14 protein-coding genes are annotated in these 17,183 nt (G+C 52.5%); 7 read left to right on the top strand and 7 right to left on the bottom strand.

Annotated features, from left to right (window positions below; genetic code table 11):
• Positions 1-239: 239 nt before the first annotated feature.
• The 4 genes from ROR01S_RS11610 (at position 240) to tsaA (ending at position 4,689) form a co-directional block, all read left to right on the top strand.
• The gene (locus tag ROR01S_RS11610) at positions 240-1,289 is read left to right on the top strand and encodes an alpha/beta hydrolase (RefSeq protein ID WP_064359506.1); all 1,050 of its coding nucleotides are present in this window, start codon (positions 240-242) and stop codon (positions 1,287-1,289) included.
• Between the two features lie 432 nt (positions 1,290-1,721).
• On the top strand, positions 1,722-2,993 hold the full coding sequence (locus ROR01S_RS11605; protein ID WP_071824623.1) for an MFS transporter: 1,272 nt from the start codon (positions 1,722-1,724) through the stop codon (positions 2,991-2,993).
• Positions 2,994-2,997: 4 nt separating this feature from the next.
• A complete protein-coding gene (locus ROR01S_RS11600) occupies positions 2,998-3,873 on the top strand; it encodes a DUF1932 domain-containing protein (RefSeq protein WP_015584500.1) in 876 nt (291 codons plus the stop codon).
• A 345-nt stretch (positions 3,874-4,218) separates the two neighbouring features.
• The gene (tsaA, locus tag ROR01S_RS26120; protein WP_072071433.1) at positions 4,219-4,689 is read left to right on the top strand and encodes a tRNA (N6-threonylcarbamoyladenosine(37)-N6)-methyltransferase TrmO; all 471 of its coding nucleotides are present in this window, start codon (positions 4,219-4,221) and stop codon (positions 4,687-4,689) included.
• Between the two features lie 167 nt (positions 4,690-4,856).
• On the opposite strand, the gene ROR01S_RS11595 is transcribed toward tsaA, so the two are convergent.
• A complete protein-coding gene (locus tag ROR01S_RS11595; protein WP_032717329.1) occupies positions 4,857-5,825 on the bottom strand; it encodes a threonine dehydratase in 969 nt (322 codons plus the stop codon).
• 25 nt (positions 5,826-5,850) lie between these two features.
• Between ROR01S_RS11595 and ROR01S_RS11590 the strand changes: the two genes are divergently transcribed.
• Both ROR01S_RS11590 and ROR01S_RS11585 read left to right on the top strand, forming a co-directional pair.
• Positions 5,851-7,257, top strand: coding sequence for an aminotransferase-like domain-containing protein (locus ROR01S_RS11590; RefSeq protein WP_255265543.1), 1,407 nt, complete (start codon positions 5,851-5,853; stop codon positions 7,255-7,257).
• A 473-nt stretch (positions 7,258-7,730) separates the two neighbouring features.
• Positions 7,731-8,786: an NAD(P)-dependent alcohol dehydrogenase gene (locus tag ROR01S_RS11585; RefSeq protein ID WP_015584496.1), complete on the top strand. Its 1,056-nt coding sequence runs from the start codon at positions 7,731-7,733 to the stop codon at positions 8,784-8,786.
• A gap of 46 nt (positions 8,787-8,832) precedes the next feature.
• Here the strand turns inward: ROR01S_RS11585 and ROR01S_RS11580 are convergent, their stop codons facing one another.
• The 6 genes from ROR01S_RS11580 to ROR01S_RS11555 all read right to left on the bottom strand — a co-directional run bounded on the left by ROR01S_RS11580 (position 8,833) and on the right by ROR01S_RS11555 (position 16,045).
• Positions 8,833-9,957, bottom strand: coding sequence for an AraC family transcriptional regulator (locus tag ROR01S_RS11580; protein WP_227520583.1), 1,125 nt, complete (start codon positions 9,955-9,957; stop codon positions 8,833-8,835).
• 197 nt (positions 9,958-10,154) lie between these two features.
• Positions 10,155-11,429 carry a beta-ketoacyl-ACP synthase II gene (gene fabF, locus ROR01S_RS11575; RefSeq protein WP_064359504.1) on the bottom strand — a complete coding sequence of 425 codons (1,275 nt, stop codon included), beginning with the start codon at positions 11,427-11,429 and terminating at the stop codon, positions 10,155-10,157.
• Between the two features lie 19 nt (positions 11,430-11,448).
• Positions 11,449-13,011 carry a DHA2 family efflux MFS transporter permease subunit gene (locus ROR01S_RS11570; RefSeq protein ID WP_015584493.1) on the bottom strand — a complete coding sequence of 521 codons (1,563 nt, stop codon included), beginning with the start codon at positions 13,009-13,011 and terminating at the stop codon, positions 11,449-11,451.
• Positions 13,008-14,051 carry an HlyD family secretion protein gene (locus ROR01S_RS11565; protein WP_064359503.1) on the bottom strand — a complete coding sequence of 348 codons (1,044 nt, stop codon included), beginning with the start codon at positions 14,049-14,051 and terminating at the stop codon, positions 13,008-13,010. Before ROR01S_RS11565 ends, ROR01S_RS11570 begins: the two co-directional genes overlap by 4 nt.
• Positions 14,035-14,592, bottom strand: coding sequence for a winged helix-turn-helix transcriptional regulator (locus ROR01S_RS11560; protein ID WP_032717335.1), 558 nt, complete (start codon positions 14,590-14,592; stop codon positions 14,035-14,037). Before ROR01S_RS11560 ends, ROR01S_RS11565 begins: the two co-directional genes overlap by 17 nt.
• Positions 14,593-14,836: 244 nt before the next feature.
• Entirely contained in the window at positions 14,837-16,045 is a 1,209-nt protein-coding gene (locus ROR01S_RS11555; RefSeq protein WP_032717336.1) for an MFS transporter, read from the bottom strand.
• 103 nt (positions 16,046-16,148) lie between these two features.
• On the opposite strand from ROR01S_RS11555, the gene ROR01S_RS11550 reads away from it, so the two are divergent.
• The gene (locus tag ROR01S_RS11550) at positions 16,149-17,066 is read left to right on the top strand and encodes a LysR family transcriptional regulator (RefSeq protein ID WP_032717337.1); all 918 of its coding nucleotides are present in this window, start codon (positions 16,149-16,151) and stop codon (positions 17,064-17,066) included.
• Positions 17,067-17,183 lie beyond the last annotated feature (117 nt).

The following is a 17,183-nucleotide window of genomic DNA, read 5'->3' as shown; positions in this document are numbered from 1 at the left end:
TTGCTCGGAAAATTGAACATGAATCTCATCTAACCGAGACCATTCTGCGCCTTGATAGCCAACATAAAGCTGACGCTTACCTGACAGCGCTGTCAGGAACAGGTTCTCATCCCGGTCCGCTTCCTGACAAAAATGTTATTCCTCGGTCACGCTGCTGACAGCCCTTTCTCCCTAACCTGAGGCTGCAAATTGAATTCCGCGAGCCTGGATAACCAGGCTGATACTCATCGGGAGAGACCATGAAATTGATGCTTATAAGCGCCATGCTGCTGACGGCTGTCGCCGGAGTGACCTCAGTCAAGGCGGCTGATTACAAGAAAAATCCGTTCACCCTCGTTTATGACGGTGCCATTACTGAAAATATCAAAGGTAAGGTCAACATTCATCCGGTGAAATACGATCTGCACGGCATCCAGATTGCTGCGAATGTCTATACGCCAGCTCACTACGATCCCGCCCAAAAATACCCTGCGGTGGTGGTCGCACACCCTAATGGCGGCGTAAAAGAGCAGGTCGCGGGTTTGTATGCCCAACGTCTCGCTGAGCAGGGGTACATCACGATTACCGCCGACGCGGCTTATCAGGGCGCTAGCGGCGGGATGCCTCGTAGCGTGGATAAACCGGCAAATCGTATTGAGGATATCCACGGTATGGCGGATTACATCAGCCAATATCCTGGGGTCGATACCGCCCGCCTCGGTCTGCTGGGTATTTGCGGAGGTGGCGGGTATTTACTGGCTGCCGCCGAGACGGATAAACGATTCAAATCGATTGCAACCATCAGCATGTTTAATTCAGGGCTTGTACGCCGCAATGGTTTTCAGAATTCACAGCTGGATACTATCCAGCAGCGGCTTCAGCAGGCTTCTGACGCCCGTGCTCAGGAAGCTGCCGGAGGCGAAGTGCTTTACTCCGGCGATGCAAATCTGACGGATGAACAGATCGCTAAATTACCTTTTGCCCTCTATCGACAGGGCTACGAGTACTACTGGAAAACCCATGCCCACCCGAACTCAACGTTTAAATACACCACCAGCAGCCTGTTGGATTTGATGAGCTTTGACGTGACGGACCATATCAATCTCATCAATAAACCGCTGCTGATGATTGCCGGTTCAAAAGCGGATACGCTCTATATGACTGAAGATGCGTTCGCGAAAGCGACCGGTACGCAGGATAAAGAACTGTTCCTGATCGATGGCGCTACTCATATCGAAACATATTGGGTTCCTAAATACGTTGACCAGGCCATGCAAAAGTTAGACGTCTTCTTCAATAAGCATATTTAGTTCGCCTCCGATGCCCCCGGCCGCACAGGCTGGGGTATATCCTCTGCTTGTGGCCAAATTCAGTGTGTTACTATAGGAGATCGAGTTTTGGCGCTGGCGTTTTGCCTTCTGCGGGATACTTACAACAGTATTACTTTACGTTATCTTCACACTTTCATCATAGTGTTTAGGGTTTTTTATTGTTAACTACATTTATTACCTTATTTATAGATGGATTTTTTCGTAACAATATACAAAGTGAAGGACTCACAGAATAAAACGATTTTCTAAGCCATCGTTGGTATTTTTCATGGTTACTTTTATTGATACCCATAGAGGTGAAAACGGGCGTCGCTAGCACAAACAAGGGATCGGGGCCAGGGGACTCGCGGTAGTATCAATCGCTACACTCGTGACCCAGCCGAAATTCAACTTATAAGGTTCATGTTGTGTATGTGTAGATTAACGCGTGTTCACTATGCCTGGTATGTTGCTTTTGCCTGTTTGGCTATATCGTCTATCCGTGCCGGAATCGGTTTCCAGACCATGGGTTTCATTATAAATCCGGCCCGGGAAGAGCTTGGATGGTCCAATACTCAAATTACAGGGGTCATCGCATTCAGAGAGCTGATCGCAGGCGCTATCGCCCCTCTTGTCGGCTGGTTGGTTGATCGACGGGGGCCCGGAATTATTATAGTGGTTGGCGCTATTCTTGTTGGCTTCTCCCTCAGTGTGGTCTCTTTCACACAAACTTTCTGGCAGTTCGCGCTTATTTTTGGCGTAATCGGCGGTATCGGAGTTGCGGGCCTGTCTAACGCATTAGTGTTTCCTCTGATTGCCAAATGGTTTACGACTCAGCGCGGGCGTGCGACCGGTCTGGTATCATCTGGCGCCAACCTCGGCGGCATATTGCTGTCACCCGTTATCATTTGGCTGTTGTCTATTTCTGACTGGCGCTCTACCTGGTTCTTGCTTGGTTTTCTGCCCATTCTCTTTCTGGTGCCACTGGCTCTCTTTGTTCTACGTCGCGAGCCAGCGGATATGAACCTTCTGCCGCTCGGCGAAGAGCAGGGTAGCGCATTTGCTCAAGAAAAAAGCGGGGGGGAGCGTCCTGATCTTACATTGACAGAAGCCATTCGCTCGCCTGGTTTCTGGTGTCTTATCGTCGGCTGGAATCTCAGCGATTTTGTCTTGAAAGGCGTCTTGTTACATAAGGTTCCGGCGGCAGAATCGCTTGGCTTTACAACCGCCGAGGCAGGTAGTGTGATCTTGACCTATGGCGCTTTTGCGATCCTGGGTAAATTATTAACGGGTTTCATTGTAGAGCAAGTTTCAGCGAAATGGGTTGTTCTCAGCCTCTCTGTATTTCAGGCAATAGGTCTCATCCTCTTCATCACCGCGGGGAATATTTGGCAACTGCAGTTAGGCTATGGTGTCTTGAGCGGTTTATCTGCAGGAGGGCTGATCATGATGATGCCGTTTCTTCTCGCTTCGTTATTCGGGCGCAAGAATCAAGGCGTTATTATGGGGGTCGTTACGCCCTTAGTCATGATCTCAGGTATCGGTGGACCGTTATTGGCAGCGCTGCTGTTCGATATCACGGGTAGCTATATATTTGCCTTCGAGATTTACGCGGCGATTGCCGTTTTCGGTGGTCTGGCTCTTCTGGGTGCCTGTATTACCCCCACGAATAACACCAAATCCTTAAATCTATACAGGAGGTAATATCATGTCGACGATCGCTATTCTCTATCCGGGCCAAATGGGCAGGGCTTTTGCTGCATTGCTGCGGGCGGCTGGCCATGAAACGATCAGTCCGATGGGTTGCCGTAGCGAGAAAACCCAAAAATCGGCACGGGAGATCGGGATAGGCATGCGTGACAGCATGGCCGATGCTGTTGTTGAAAGTGACCTGATTTTGTCGCTGGTCCCCCCATCGGCTGTCGTCGAGGTGGCACATCAAGCAATTCGTGCCTGCCGAGAAAAGAATGCTATGCCCGTATTTATCGATCTGAATGCAAAGACCCCTGCGGATGCCGAGTACTTGAGTCGGGTTTTCGACCAGGCTTCATTGCCTTTTTGCAATGCTTGTATTATCGGGCGCGCCTCACATTTGGGCGAAGAAGGACGAATTTATGTCAGTGGTCCAGACACAATGCCGATAGAAAAATTATTTAAAGGTATATTGCCGGTGATTCGACTTGGCGATGAAATCGTCCAGGCATCAATTTTCAAAATGGTTTTTGCAGGTTTCAACAAGGCTGTTACTGCTGCCTTGTTTGAAACGGCTAATACTGCCAATGCTTTTGATGTTACCGATCCTCTGTTCGAGCTGCTTGAGTATCATCTGGGAAGCACATTGTCTGATTTACGAAAGCTGGTTCCAACCTATCCGCACCATATCACGCGTAGGGCAGAAGAGATGGAGGCGTTGGCGCAGATGTTGAGTGACAGCCGGTTACCGAACAAGATTGCATTGGCTGCCGGGGTAACATTCCGTAGTCTTGGCTCCAGCGATTGCTGGTCTGGGGCTGAAACCTCACCTCAATTCATGGAGTTGTTATTGAATACTAACTATCGGGTCACATCTGGCAAGATAGTGTAATTGCTAAGCCCACTTTTTGTGGTTTCGACTCGTTTGGGCGCGTGAGCCATATTTGTATCGTTTTATCCGTCACAGCATGACAGATCACACACCGTATTCTGATCACATCATTGGCGCTGTAAGCATCCCGGCTTTAGTTCTACGCATCTTTTGAGCTTGACCCCGGCGTCAGAAACGGAGGCGCGATAAGTTACGGAACAGCCCGTTTCACTCGATGAATAACATTTACCTTTAAAGTATGATTTTTCTGTTGCATCGACTTAATAGTTAATTCAGGATGGTTTTTGTCGTCGACGGCTACTGTGAATATAAAATGGTGGAAATATTGACGCTAAGGAATTGTATATGCAAGAAATTAATCTGCACGCAATAGGTATAATTACTTTAATGGATGATAAAGTAAATGTTATCCTGCATCCTCCTTACCGGAATGGATTAAAAGGAATAGAAGGGCATAGTCATGTCAATCTATTATGGTGGTGTGATGGTTGCGATGATAAATCGTCTCGCCAGACTATTATTACATCAACGCCTTATACTGAAGATGAAATGGGCGTATTTGCCACTCGCTCGCCGCAAAGACCGAATCCCATAGCGATTACAACAACAGAGGTATTGCATGTTGATTTAAACGCCGGATTGCTCATTGTATCCTGGATTGATGCGGAAAATGGTAGTCCAGTTATCGATATTAAACCTTACATTCCCAGTTTAGATCGTGTGGAAAATCCAATAACCCCTGAGTATTTATCTAACTGGCCCAGTTCTTTAGAAAAGTCTGCTGATTTTGACTGGTCTTCAGTTTTTAATTATTGATAAAGCCACAAAATTAGATTTTACTTGCAAGTCTCTTCCATGAGCGATCCTGAAAGTTTTACCCGGAATATTTTGTATCAGTAAACAGCCTATATTGGGTAAGTCAGGGTTAGCTGACAAGATGGCTCATGTAGGTATAGTGAATGAACGAGGGCTTATCCCTGCCTCTATGGGGTGGGGATCTGCTGCTGCAAAATACTGGCATAGAGGGGGCGATCAATATTGGCTCCGCTCAGTATTACGGCCACTTTTTTGTTTTTCTGTAATCGGCGTTCCTTTATTAATCCCGCGAGGCCAGCGGCTCCTGCTCCTTCAGCCATATTATGCGTATCTTCATGATAGATGCGAATGGCATGGCAAACTTCATCATCGGTGACCCTGATAATGCGCTCTGCACCGCGCTGAATCATGGCAAATGATTCAGCCAGAGGCATACGACAGGCAAGGCCATCGGCCATGGTATCGGCGCTTAGCGTCGTGATAATTTTCCCTTGTTCAAAGCTTTGTGCGAATGCGTCAGCCTGGTCAGAGACAATACCTACTATTTTTGTCTTTAGACCAAGCAAATCCCGGGTTTGTATTAAACCACAGATGCCTGAACCCATTCCGACAGGTACATAAACGGTATCCAACTCAGCCACGGCATTAAAGAGTTCCAGCGCGTAGGTTGCAACGCCAAGGATAAGGTCTTTATGAAATGCGGGAACAAAGTAAAGCCCCCTTTGTTGCGCTATCTCAGCGGCTTTAGCGCGCGCTTCATCAAAATCAACACCGTATTCGATGATTTGTCCGCCCAGCGCCTGCATGGCGGCATTTTTTTCACGGGAATTACCCTTTGGTACAACCAGGTAGCAGGGCAATCCCGCTTTTGTTGCCGCCAGAGCCAGGCTTTGTCCGTGGTTCCCTCGTGTTGCGGTAATGATACCGTTAATATTAGGTTCCCGTTTTAATAAACAGTTAATAAAAATGATCCCGCCTCTTATTTTAAAAGCGCCGGTTGGTGTATGATTTTCATGTTTAACCCATACTTCGCAATTTAAACGTTTACTCAATAAAGGCCATGTATATTGTGGCGTAGCTGGCATAACATGGTATACCGCGCTGGCTGAGGCGCGTAGTTCATCTATATTAAACATAGTTGACACTCTCTGGTTGTAAGTCTTGCTCCAGAGCGTAGCAACCGATATTGTATGGGTAAATAATTATATTGTATGGCAGGCAATAATGTGGGTCCCAACATTAAAAGAGACAAATCAACCTAAATATATTCTCCTGGTGGAAGCTATTGCCGAGGCGATTGAAAAAGGTGAACTCAAAGTGGGGGAGCGTTTGCCGCCGCAGAGACAGTTGGCCTGGAAGTTAAACCTGAATCCGAGTACGACCATGCAGGCCTATAGGGAAGCCGCCCGGCGACATCTGGTTAGCGGTGAAGTGGGACGCGGGACTTATGTGCTTCCAGGGAGCAAGGAGGCATCACTTTTTTTGATAAAGAACCCACCACCGTTAAAAGAGCGTATCGATCTTTCAACAAACCTTCCTGCTATCGATCAAGATAATCGCGACCTGGCTTCAACGCTCATGGAGCTCACGATGTCAGCTGAGTGGGGCGGTGTGCAAAGCTATTTAACGCCGGATGCCATTCAATCAGGAATAATTCGGGCTACTGAATGGCTTAAATTACGTAAGGTAAGTTATTTACCTGAAAACATAAAATTATGTGCCGGAGCGCAGCAAGGTCTGATGACGGTTTTGCTTTCTCTTTGTCAGAGGGGAGAGTCGATTCTGGTAGAAGAGCTCACTGCACCCGGGATCAAGGCTGCATCGCGGCAACTACATTTACCGTTGCACGGAATTATGTCAGATGAACAGGGCATAATTCCGGATGAGTTTGATCGAATGATTCGTACCACAGGTGCAAGAGTGGTTATTTTAACCCCTTCTCTGCAGAATCCTACGGGCACGGTTATGGGACATCGGCGGCGTGGTGAGGTTGCTGATATTATCAATAAATATCAACTCATAATGATTGAAGACGATGTCTATGGCGGATTGATTAAACAGCCACCGCTGAGTGTTTTATTACCGGAGCGAACCATTCTTATCAGCAGTTTTTCGAAAACGGTGGCTGCGGGCTTGCGACTGGGATATATCGCAGCGCCAGTCCCCCTGTTAAGCAAGATAGATCCGGATGCTCAGCTAACGCATTGGGCGGTATCTTCGCTAAATCTGATGATAGCGAATCGGTGGATTGAGGATGGCACGGCTGAAAAAAGATTAAACTGGCAACGCAGAGAAGTTGCACAACGCTGGCACCTGGCGCGTAAGCTTGTAGGACAATATATGCTGAATGCGACCTGCCCAAGCCCACATGTTTGGCTTACAGCCCCTTTCGAAACACCTGAACTGGTCCAACTCTGTTCTCAGGCGGGAATTAATGTTGTATCGGCAGATGTTTTTGCGGTACGACAGGCCCCGTTGAATGCAATTCGAATCAGTTTAACAGCCGCTAAAAATCAGGTTCAATTAAAAAGCGCTTTGGAAACTATTGCCACTTTATTGGCGGTTTAACCGAATCAAAAAATGTAAGCTGTAGAGGTGCTGCAATGAAAAAGTCCTGAATTCAAACGTGAATCCGCTCAGTTGCCTGTCGATCAAAATTACACCGTCTCTGACCCAGCTAAGGCTATGGATGTTGGTCTTTCCACGATATCGTTGGGTATTACAGCGCGCTCAGGCTGCATGAATATAACGGTGGGCTATCATCTAACGAATCAGAAAACGATACTGGAAGAACGCTAAAGTGGTGGCCAGTTTTAGTTGACCACTACACATATTTTGCGTGAAGCGCCATGCGCGCCGTCCAACGGTAATACTCAACCCAGGTCGCTGCATATCCTCTCGGAGCATACCCGGCGATATTTTCCCGCGTGCCGATATTTACGGCTCAAGAGTAATAGGCAGTAATCAGGCAGGATCGGGCTCACCGGGTTGCCCATCTGGCCGCTACAGTTCAGCAAGGTTAATGCACAACTGGAGCAGCTATGAAAACGATGGGTTATGCCGCACTTAATGCCACCACTCCGCTGGTTCCCTTCAGCTTTGAACGACGCGCTTTGCGTCGTAACGATGTGGCGATTGAGATCCTGTGGTCCGGGGTGTGCCACAGCGATCTGCATCAAACCCGGGATGACTGGAAAGAGTGGGGGGCGACCGTTTATCCCTGCGTTCCCGGGCACGAAATTATTGGCCGGGTAAGTGAGGTTGGCAGTGAAGTTAGCCGCTATCAGGTTGGGCAGATGGTGGCCGTCGGGACGATAGTCGACAGCTGCCAGGAGTGCGATCAGTGCCGCCGCCATGAAGAGCAGATGTGTCGCGAATTTCCGACGGTGACCTACAATGGCCGCGATCGCATTTCGGGCGAGATCACCTATGGCGGCTATGCGAAGCATATCGTGGTACGCGAAGAGTTTGTCTTAAATCTGCCGGAAGAGCTCGATCCTTCCCGCGCCGCGCCGCTCCTGTGTGCCGGTATTACCGTTTACTCCCCGCTGCGAACCTGGAATGTGGGACCGGGCTCACGCGTAGGGGTGATTGGCATCGGTGGCCTGGGGCATCTTGCCGTACGTCTGGCAGAGGCGCTGGGCGCTACGGTCACCGTGATTACCCGGAGCGCGGCAAAAGCTCAGGAGGCGCATGAGCTGGGGGCGAAACATGTTTTACTGTCGACCTCAGCAGAGGATATGCAGCGGGCAGGCTCCTCGTTCGACGTGATCATTGATACGATTCCCACCCGGCACGATCTCTCTGCGTACGTGCAGTTGCTGGATATTGAAGGGGCGCTGGTGATTGTCGGCAATCTGGGCGATATGGACGGTTTCAGCACCTTACCGCTCATCCTGGGCCGCCGCCGCATTACCGGCTCACCTTCCGGCGGCATTGCGCAAACCCAGGAAATGCTGAATTTCTGCGCGCAGAAAGGGGTTTACCCGGAGTGCGAGATCATCCCGATCCAGCAGATTAACCAGGCGTTTGAACGCATGGAACGGGGAGAGGTGAAGTACCGTTTCGTGATTGATATGGCCTCGCTGTCGGCCTGATGAGGACGGCTGACATCGGTGAACCGCTGTCAGCCTTTGTTGAGCTTTAGTAGGGGCGCCCGGTCCCGGCCGCCAGCGACAGGGCTTTATCGCCGATCGGCGTGATACCAAACTGACGCTTGTACTCACGGTGGAACTGGCTGACGCTTTCATACCCCACGCTTATCGCCGCCGTCGAGGCATCCGCATCTTGCGACAATAACAACCGTCTGGCTTCAAGAAGCCGTAGCTGCTTCTGGTACTGCAGCGGACTCATGTTCGTCATGCGGCGAAAATGGTGGTGCAGCGTGGAGACGCCCATACCGGCAATCCGCGCCAGCGCTTCGACTTTTAACGGCTGCGCATAGTTATCGCGTAGCCAGTCCAGGGCCACGGATATACGTTGCCCGCTGGAGCCGGTCAACACGGTTTCCCTCAGGGTCCTGCCCGCCGGGCTGGTGAGAATACGATACAGTATTTCGCGCTGAATGAGGTTACCCATGTAGCCTTTATCCTGCGGATGTTCGTTGGCGTTCAGATAGCGTAGCAGCGCATCAAGCAGCGGGCCGTCGGCCGGCCCCAGGGACATTCCCTCATCGCTGTATTCCGCCTCATTTCCGTACTGTTTCATGTCGATCATCACTTCCCGGGCGAGAGATAAGTCCAGCTGAAGCAGCAGCGAGATAAACGGTTGTTCAGCGCTGGCTTGCATCACTTCGGCGACGGTCGGCAAATTGACGGCGGTCAGAAGAAAGTGGGATTCATTATAAGCATAGGTTTTTTCGCCCAGACTGACGCGCTTCTCCCCCTGAATAATCAGCGACACGCTGGGCTGGTAGAGACAGGCACAGGGCGGCATCGGGCGGTGTAGTTCGACAACGCTCATGCCGGGAAAGGGGCAAAGAATATTTTCCCGCCGTCCGGTATAGGCTCTGATTTTCTCTCTGATCTCACCACGTCGCGACGCCATTTCCTGTTGCCAGCGTCTATGCTGTGAGTCCGGATGGTTATCAGGCATGGTCTGGCTCCTCAACTGAGTGATGTAGGCTTTACCTGGCCACAGGGCAGATAAACGATCGGCCGCGTCGGCACCCACGATATTATGTACCGACAGGCTGCGCAAACGGACGGTGTTCCCCGCGCTGCGATTCACACAAAAGGTTAAACCGCGCTGACCCATCATCAGCGCCATGCCGGCGAAGATCCCGGTTAGCCCGACAGCAAGCAGACGGATGAGAGGATATCTGGCGCTTGTTACTCTGATGGTTGGGGGGATGGTGGCTGAACCTGGACGCGGGGAAAACTCATGCATCAACCAGCGGAAATAAACCGAGAGTATCCAGGCGCTGAAACTCCCCTCCGGCCTTTGCCAGAGGGGGAGCTGAACAATTATTCCCAGCGTTTCAGCAGCAGGCTGGCGTTGACGCCGCCAAAGCCAAACCCGTTCGACAGCGCATACCGCATCTTCTGCGGGCGGGCCACCAGCGCCACCAGGTTCAGGCCTTCCGCGTCTTCATCGGGGTGATGCAGGTTCAGCGTCGGCGGCACTATCTGGTCACGCAGCGCCTGAATGGTAAAGATGGCCTCAATCCCGCCGGCTGCGCCTAACAGATGGCCGGTTGCTGATTTCGTCGACGTAATGGCGACGGGATGGGTGGCAAACAGGCTTTTAATCGCCGCCAGTTCGCCTTTGTCTCCTACCTGAGTCGAGGTGGCGTGGGCGTTGATATGGTCAATCTCTTCTGCTGTCACCCCCGCCTGACGAATGGCCATTTCCATGGCCCGGCGCGCGCCGTTCCCGTCTTCCGGACCTGCGGTCAGGTGATAAGCATCTGCGCTGGTGCCATAGCCCACCAGCTCTGCCAGCGGGGTGGCGCCGCGCGCCAGGGCGTGTTCCAGCGACTCAATCACGATAAGCCCGGCGCCTTCTCCCATCACAAAACCATCGCGGTCGCGGTCGAAAGGGCGGGAGGCCGCTTCCGGCTGCTCATTGGACGCGCTGGAGAGCGCCCTGGCTGCGGCAAATCCGGCAAGGCTGACGCGATGAATTGCCGCTTCTGCGCCGCCGCAAAGGGCGATATCCGCCTCGCCGCTGCGGATCATCCGTGCAGCATCGCCAATGGCCTGCGCGCCTGCCGCGCAGGCGGTGACCGGCGCGCCGATGGGGCCACGGAAACCGTGGGCGATAGACACATGCCCGGCGGCCAGGTTGGCAAGAAAAGAGGGGATGGTGAACGGAGACAGGCGACGCGGCCCGCGATCATCCGTTGTATGTACCGCATTGGCGATCTCGCCAAAGCCGCCGATCCCGGTGGCAATGACCGTTGCGGTACGATCTTGTTCTGCCGGTGATGCCGGCGACCACCCGGCCTGCGTCAGCGCCTCACGTGCGGCGACCAGCGCAAACTCGATAAAGCGATCCATCTTTTTACGTTCCCTGGCCGGGATGGTTGCCAGCGGATCGAAGCCGTGCAGCGGATCGCGTTCGATGGACGGAACCTGCCCGGCCACTTTGCAGGGAATGTCTTCGACCAGCTGCTCGCTAAGCTTTGTAATACCTGACCTGCCTGCCAGCAGCGACTGCCAGACGTGCTGTACGCCGCAGCCCAGAGGGCTGACAATCCCCATCCCGGTCACGACAATGCGTTTAGCTGAAACGCCCATAATCAACTCTCCTGTAATATCAGTGTGCCGGCGGCTTGTTCATCAATGGAACCAGCAGCGCAGCAATCAAAAAACCGATCATGATGAGGTAAAAAGCATCGGAAAATGCCTGTGTTCGCGCCTCCCGCAGCGTCAGAGCGGAAAGATTCTTTAGCGCAGCCGTATGAGCGGCATCCGGCGAGATCCCCTGAGCGACAAAGTTTGCCGCGCTGCGTTGAACAAAATCGCTCATTGCCAGGTTGGCGTTATTCAGATGATCCGCCAGGCGGCTGTAATGCAAATTGGTCCTGTCGTTAAGCACCGTACCGCACAGGGCGATGCCGATGGCGCCGCCGAGGTTGCGCATTAAATTAAACAGCCCGGAGGCCAGCTTAAGGCGTGCGGGAGGCAGGCTGCCCAGCGTCAGGGTCACGGTAGGCGCGACGGCAAACTGCTGCGCCAGCCCGCGAAAAGCCTGCGGTAGCAGCAGCTGGTCGGCGCCCCAGTCGTGGGTTATCGGCACAAAGCTGTACATCGAGACCGCAAAGCCGACCAGCCCGGCCATCAGCAGCCAGCGCAGGTCGACGCGGTTGGCGAGCCACGAATAAAACGGGATCGACATCACCTGGAACAGGCCGGTGGAAAATACCGCCAGGCCAATCTCCAGGGCGCTGAAACCGCGCACGCTACCGAGGTACAGCGGGGTTAAATAGATGGTGGCGAAGATGCCGACGCCGGCCATAAACGAGAAATAGCAGCCGAGGCTAAAGGTTCGGTCCTGCAGGGCCCGGAGATCCATGACCGGCTGCGGATGGCGCAGGGTGCGGATAATAAACGCCACGCCGCACAGCAGGGCGATCCAGGCGGTCGTCGTCAGGGTGGCGTCGTCAAACCAGCCCCAGCGCGGGCCTTCTTCCAGGGTATATTCCAGGCAACCGAGAGACAACGCCAGCAGCAGAATACTGAAGTAGTCCGCGCCGCGCAGCAGCGAGGGGTCAGCGGTATCCACTTTCACCAGCAGCGGTACGGCAACCGCGATGTAAATCCCCGGAACCACGTTAATAAAAAACAGCCAGTGCCAGCTGAAGTTTTCGGTGATCCAGCCGCCCACCGTCGGGCCAAGCGTGGGAGCCAGGGAGGCCAGGCCGCCGATCGTCGCGGCGGCAATGACCCGCTGTTTTCCCTGGAAAAAGGCGAAGGCGGTAGTGAAAACCAGCGGGATCATCGACCCGCCGGCCAGTCCCTGCAGGGCGCGAAAGGCGATCATGCTCTGGATGTTCCACGCCCAGCCGCACAGCAGACTCATCAGCGTGAAGCCCGCCGCGGAAGCGGCAAACAGCCAGCGCGTTGACATAACCCGTGCCAGCCAGCCGGAAAGCGGGATAATAATGATCTCGGCAATCAGGTAGCTGGTTTGTACCCACACGGTTTCATCGTCGCCCGCTGAGAGGCCACCGCCGATATCCCGCAGCGAGGCGGACACGATCTGGATATCGATGAGCGCGATAAACATCCCCACGCACATGCTGGCGAAAGCGAAGATCTTCTTCGTCATCGGCATCGACAGACCCTGCGGAGCGGGCAGCGCCTGAGCGGTGCTCATCGGCGGCTCTTTTCGTTCACGGTGACGATCACCGATAGCCCTGGGCGCAGGACGTCAAGTTTTGCTCCTTCTCCTTCCAGCGCAATGCGGACCGGCACGCGCTGAACGATTTTAGTGAAATTCCCCGTCGCGTTCTCCGCAGGAAGAATGCTGAAGCGTGAGCCGGTCGCCGGCGCCAGACTGGCAACATGGCCCTTAAAGGTATGGGCCGGCAGCACATCGGCCACGATGGTCACCGGCTGGCCGGCCCGCATATGCGCCAACTGGTTTTCTTTGAAGTTGGCGTCAATCCACAGGCCGTGCGCGGGAACCAGGGACAGCAGCTGCGTGCCGCTGCTGACAAATGAACCGGACCACGCGCGGCGGTTGCCAATTACCCCATCGAACGGTGCGCGAATTTCGGTATAGCTGAGGTTCAGCGTGGCTATCTCGAGGTTAGCCTGGGCCTGTGCCAGGGCGGCCAGCGTTTGTTGCTGGCGGGCATCCAGCACCGCCAGCTGGCGTTCGGCCGCGGTTTTATCCGCTTGTGCTTTATCCTGCTCGGCGTGCGCCCGGCGGTAATCGGCGGAGGCGTTATCGCGAATTTGTGCGGAAATCGCGCTCGACGCGGCCAGGGCGTGATAGCGCCGGTTGTCGTTAGCCAATTTTTCGGCCGCCGCCGTGGCGGCCTGTAACGAGGCCGCAGAGCCGGCAATGGTCGCCTGCTGTAGCTGCCGGGTGGCAATGACATCGGCCAGCGCGGCCTGTTGCGCCGCCACTTCTCCGGCGGCTTTTGCCAGGGCGGCGCGGTAATCGCGGTCGTCAATGCGAATCAGCAGATCGCCTTTTTTCACCGCCATATTGTCCTGCACCGCCAGCTGCTGGATATAACCGGAGATTTTGCTGGAGATGGCGCTAATGTCGCCGCCAACATAGGCATCATCGGTTGTCTGCATAAAGCGCCCGCTATGCCACCAGTAAGCGCCGTAGCTCGCTGCCGCCAGCGCGGCGACGGCGAGTGTCGCCAGGACGAGGGCTCTTCTCTTACTGGCCGGATTCATGGCTGGCATCTCTGTAGGGTTCGGGTTGAAACTTTTGGCCGCTATCGCCCTCGCGTTTGCGCAGCAGATATTGGTGACGATATTTCATCATCGGCGAGGCTGCGGGTCCCGGCACCATGGTGTATTTACCCGGAATAATCTCTTCGCCGGTCGCTTTATCGACCAGCATCGGCTCCACCGGTCGCTGGGTTTCACTTTCCACCAATTGCATCTGACGGCCTTCGGGTGAGAAGTGGCGGTTACCCCATTCCGCCAGCGCCAGCAGTACCATGCGAAAATCGCGGCCGCTTTGCGTGAGGTGGTATTCGTAGCGCGGCGGTGTGCTGCTGTAGCAAACCTTCTCCAGCAGGCCGTCGTCTACCAGCGCCTTCAGGCGGCGTGAAAGAATATTGGGCGCGACGTTGCTGCTTTTCTGAAACTCGTCAAAGCGGGTAAAGCCCGCGAAGGCGTCGCGCAGGATCATTATGCTCCAGCTGTCACCGATGCGACCAAGACTACGGGCGATGGGGCAGGGAGCGTGGCAAAGCGGTTCATTTTTCATGGGTTGGCCTGGATAGAGAGGTGGCTTTCGAGAGCAAATTGACATAGTAACTATCAAAATGCAAGTTACTTAAAAAACGATCTCTCTCAGCAGATTCATGGCGCCGGCGTTAAGGTTGACGCGCGCGATACCACTACGGGGTGACACGGCTTAGCGCAAAGCGGTGGTGCAGCGGGCCGGAATGGGTAAGGGAGTGACGGAGCAGAATCTGACGGTCCGCTCCGCGGCAGGAGCGGACGTTATGCTAATCAATGATGAGGGGGTCAGACGGGATAGTACGTGTAGCCAGTTTCTTTTGAAGTATTATGACCAGGACGGGAAATACAGATGCGGCTAATGCACTAACAACCAACAGCGTGTTTAGATTTTGCGTGGTTATTTCCTGGTCAGGGAGTAATAAGGAAGACAGAAAGAACGCGAGAGTTGTTATCAGGTACATCATGGCTGTCTGTAGGGAAGTAAAACTGGCTCGTTGTTTATCCTCCGGAAACGGGACTACAACCGATGAAGCGCAAACCAGCCGGCTGTATGAAGCACCAAGAAATAAGGTTATAAATAGAAATACATTATGATAACCCATCGCGGGAATCAGCAAGCTTGCTACAAAGAGTAGCGTTGAAATTATCGCCAACAGCAGAGCAGATAAACGCGATGTCAGCATGCCTGTTATTTTTGTCGTCAGATAACCAGCTATCCCGCCGCTTAAAAATAATAAAGGTAATAGGTTTTGTTGGGCGCCCATATACTGCGTCATTAATGGGGTCAGAATGGGAATGATCAGCATTGGACTAAATTGTACCAGAGCAGTACAAGAGGCGAAAAGTAAGGTTGGAGAATCAATAGATAGCTTCCTCTGCACGCCCGGCGAGAGCGTATCCTTGGGGATAATAAATACTATCAACGGTAAAGATAACAGACAAAGTGAACTGATTAACCATAGCGCAGTATGCCAACCATAGTGCGTGCACAAAAATAATATAGCTGGCATGCCGACGATACTGACCAGCGAAAATGATGCAATGACCGTTGCCAGCATTTTTCCACGTAAGTTTACCGGGGCATAATTTATCAAAATACTCATACCCACGCCCATTGTCGTCCCCCCCACCAATCCTGCGCAAAATCGTAGTGCCAGAAGAGTGCCAAAATGAGTCGTGAGTGTGGACAAAAATGTTAGCGCTCCCAGCAGCACCATATTCTTGAACAAGAACTGTTTTTTATTAAACAGGTCAATCCAATAAAAGGCCATGATTCCAGAAAGTACCGCACCCAGCGTATACATACCGGAGACATAGCCAGAAAATGATACAGGAACCGAAAATCCGTCGGCCATAAAAGCAAAAACAGGCGTTAACGCCATATATTCCAACGCATTAGTGAACTGGACAAAAGCCATAACAATGGCTATCCGCATGAGGGTTTTATGATTAAACGTCTGTGTAACCAGTGGCATAATAAGCAACCTATGGATGAAAGATATCCGAGTTTAACCACTATCAATGATGTTCATTAGATGGTAAAAATGGCACTTATTATTATCAAATGTGGGATAGTTGATGCGTTCAGCTCTTGATTTTAATGCCCTGAAAGTATTCATCGCTGTAGTTGAAAGAGAAAGTTTCGTGGGGGCAGCGAAAGTTCTTGCAATGCCGACATCAAACGTGAGTCGTTGCATTTCTCAGTTAGAAGAAAAACTGAATCTTCAGCTCATTGAGCGCAGCACCCGACATATGAAACTCACCCAGGCGGGGCACCTACTCTATACCCGAGCGAAGCCATTACTGGAGGCGCTTGAGCAAACTGAGACAGAATTAACGTTGCGGCAAATGCAGCTCAAGGGGCCATTACGCATCTGTATTCCCAATGAGATCGGTCCTGCATTGCTGGGTTCTGTTATTGCCGATTTCGCCTGTCAGTATCCGGATCTGGAGATCAGCTGTGTGACTAATTTGTCAGGTCTCGAATCCCTGAGAGATGATCTGGATTTAGCTATCATTATTACCCGTGGTCAGATGGATGACAGTGACTATATAGCCCGGCATCTGGTGACTATTCCTTGCACCATTGTTGCCGCGCCCTCCGTCATTCAGCGCTACGGCACCCCTTCTCATATCCGGCAGTTTGAAGAATTACCCTGCATTACAACGGTAAGCGCCCTGAAAGGTGCCCCCTGGCAGTTTGTCACTATGAAGGGGGGATTTGAGACAATTAAGGTGAATGGGCATTATCGGGTAAACAGCGGAGAGATGGCAGGGCGCGCTGCGGTAGCCGGCGTTGGTTTTGCCATCCTGTCGAAACAAGCCTGCCAACCCTATATTAGCGATGGACGGTTAATCGAGATTGAGTTTGAACAATCGCCAGCCCCATTGCAGTTGTTCGCACTTTATTCCGATCGGCGTTACTTGCCGGCTAAAACAAGAGCGCTCATTGATTTTATGCATCAGAAGTTGAGCAATACATCTTTAGCAACGTAAGGCGGTATGGAATCGCGACAGAGAGTCCCGGTGGGATAATGAATCTCTACTTAACCCAGAGCGTCTGTTTTTTCGCTCACCGTGAATTTTATGGCCTGGTTTCCTCTGCGCGTCGAG

It is taken from the genome of Klebsiella ornithinolytica NBRC 105727 = ATCC 31898 (assembly GCF_001598295.1).
Classification (GTDB): domain Bacteria; phylum Pseudomonadota; class Gammaproteobacteria; order Enterobacterales; family Enterobacteriaceae; genus Klebsiella; species Klebsiella ornithinolytica.
Note: the sequence above shows the minus strand (reverse complement) of the source record. Positions and strands in the feature narration are given on the sequence as shown.

Excerpts from the sequence above, each read along its gene's own strand:
- ROR01S_RS11610 (WP_064359506.1), top strand. The coding sequence starts at position 240 with ATGAAATTGATGCTTATAAGCGCCATGCTGCTGACGGCTGTCGCCGGA.
- ROR01S_RS11605 (WP_071824623.1), top strand. The coding sequence starts at position 1,722 with ATGTGTAGATTAACGCGTGTTCACTATGCCTGGTATGTTGCTTTTGCC.
- ROR01S_RS11600 (WP_015584500.1), top strand. The coding sequence starts at position 2,998 with ATGTCGACGATCGCTATTCTCTATCCGGGCCAAATGGGCAGGGCTTTT.
- tsaA (WP_072071433.1), top strand. The coding sequence starts at position 4,219 with ATGCAAGAAATTAATCTGCACGCAATAGGTATAATTACTTTAATGGAT.
- ROR01S_RS11595 (WP_032717329.1), bottom strand. The coding sequence starts at position 5,825 with ATGTTTAATATAGATGAACTACGCGCCTCAGCCAGCGCGGTATACCAT.
- ROR01S_RS11585 (WP_015584496.1), top strand. The coding sequence starts at position 7,731 with ATGAAAACGATGGGTTATGCCGCACTTAATGCCACCACTCCGCTGGTT.
- ROR01S_RS11580 (WP_227520583.1), bottom strand. The coding sequence starts at position 9,957 with ATGGCGCTGATGATGGGTCAGCGCGGTTTAACCTTTTGTGTGAATCGC.
- fabF (WP_064359504.1), bottom strand. The coding sequence starts at position 11,429 with ATGGGCGTTTCAGCTAAACGCATTGTCGTGACCGGGATGGGGATTGTC.
- ROR01S_RS11570 (WP_015584493.1), bottom strand. The coding sequence starts at position 13,011 with ATGAGCACCGCTCAGGCGCTGCCCGCTCCGCAGGGTCTGTCGATGCCG.
- ROR01S_RS11565 (WP_064359503.1), bottom strand. The coding sequence starts at position 14,051 with ATGAATCCGGCCAGTAAGAGAAGAGCCCTCGTCCTGGCGACACTCGCC.
- ROR01S_RS11560 (WP_032717335.1), bottom strand. The coding sequence starts at position 14,592 with ATGAAAAATGAACCGCTTTGCCACGCTCCCTGCCCCATCGCCCGTAGT.
- ROR01S_RS11555 (WP_032717336.1), bottom strand. The coding sequence starts at position 16,045 with ATGCCACTGGTTACACAGACGTTTAATCATAAAACCCTCATGCGGATA.
- ROR01S_RS11550 (WP_032717337.1), top strand. The coding sequence starts at position 16,149 with ATGCGTTCAGCTCTTGATTTTAATGCCCTGAAAGTATTCATCGCTGTA.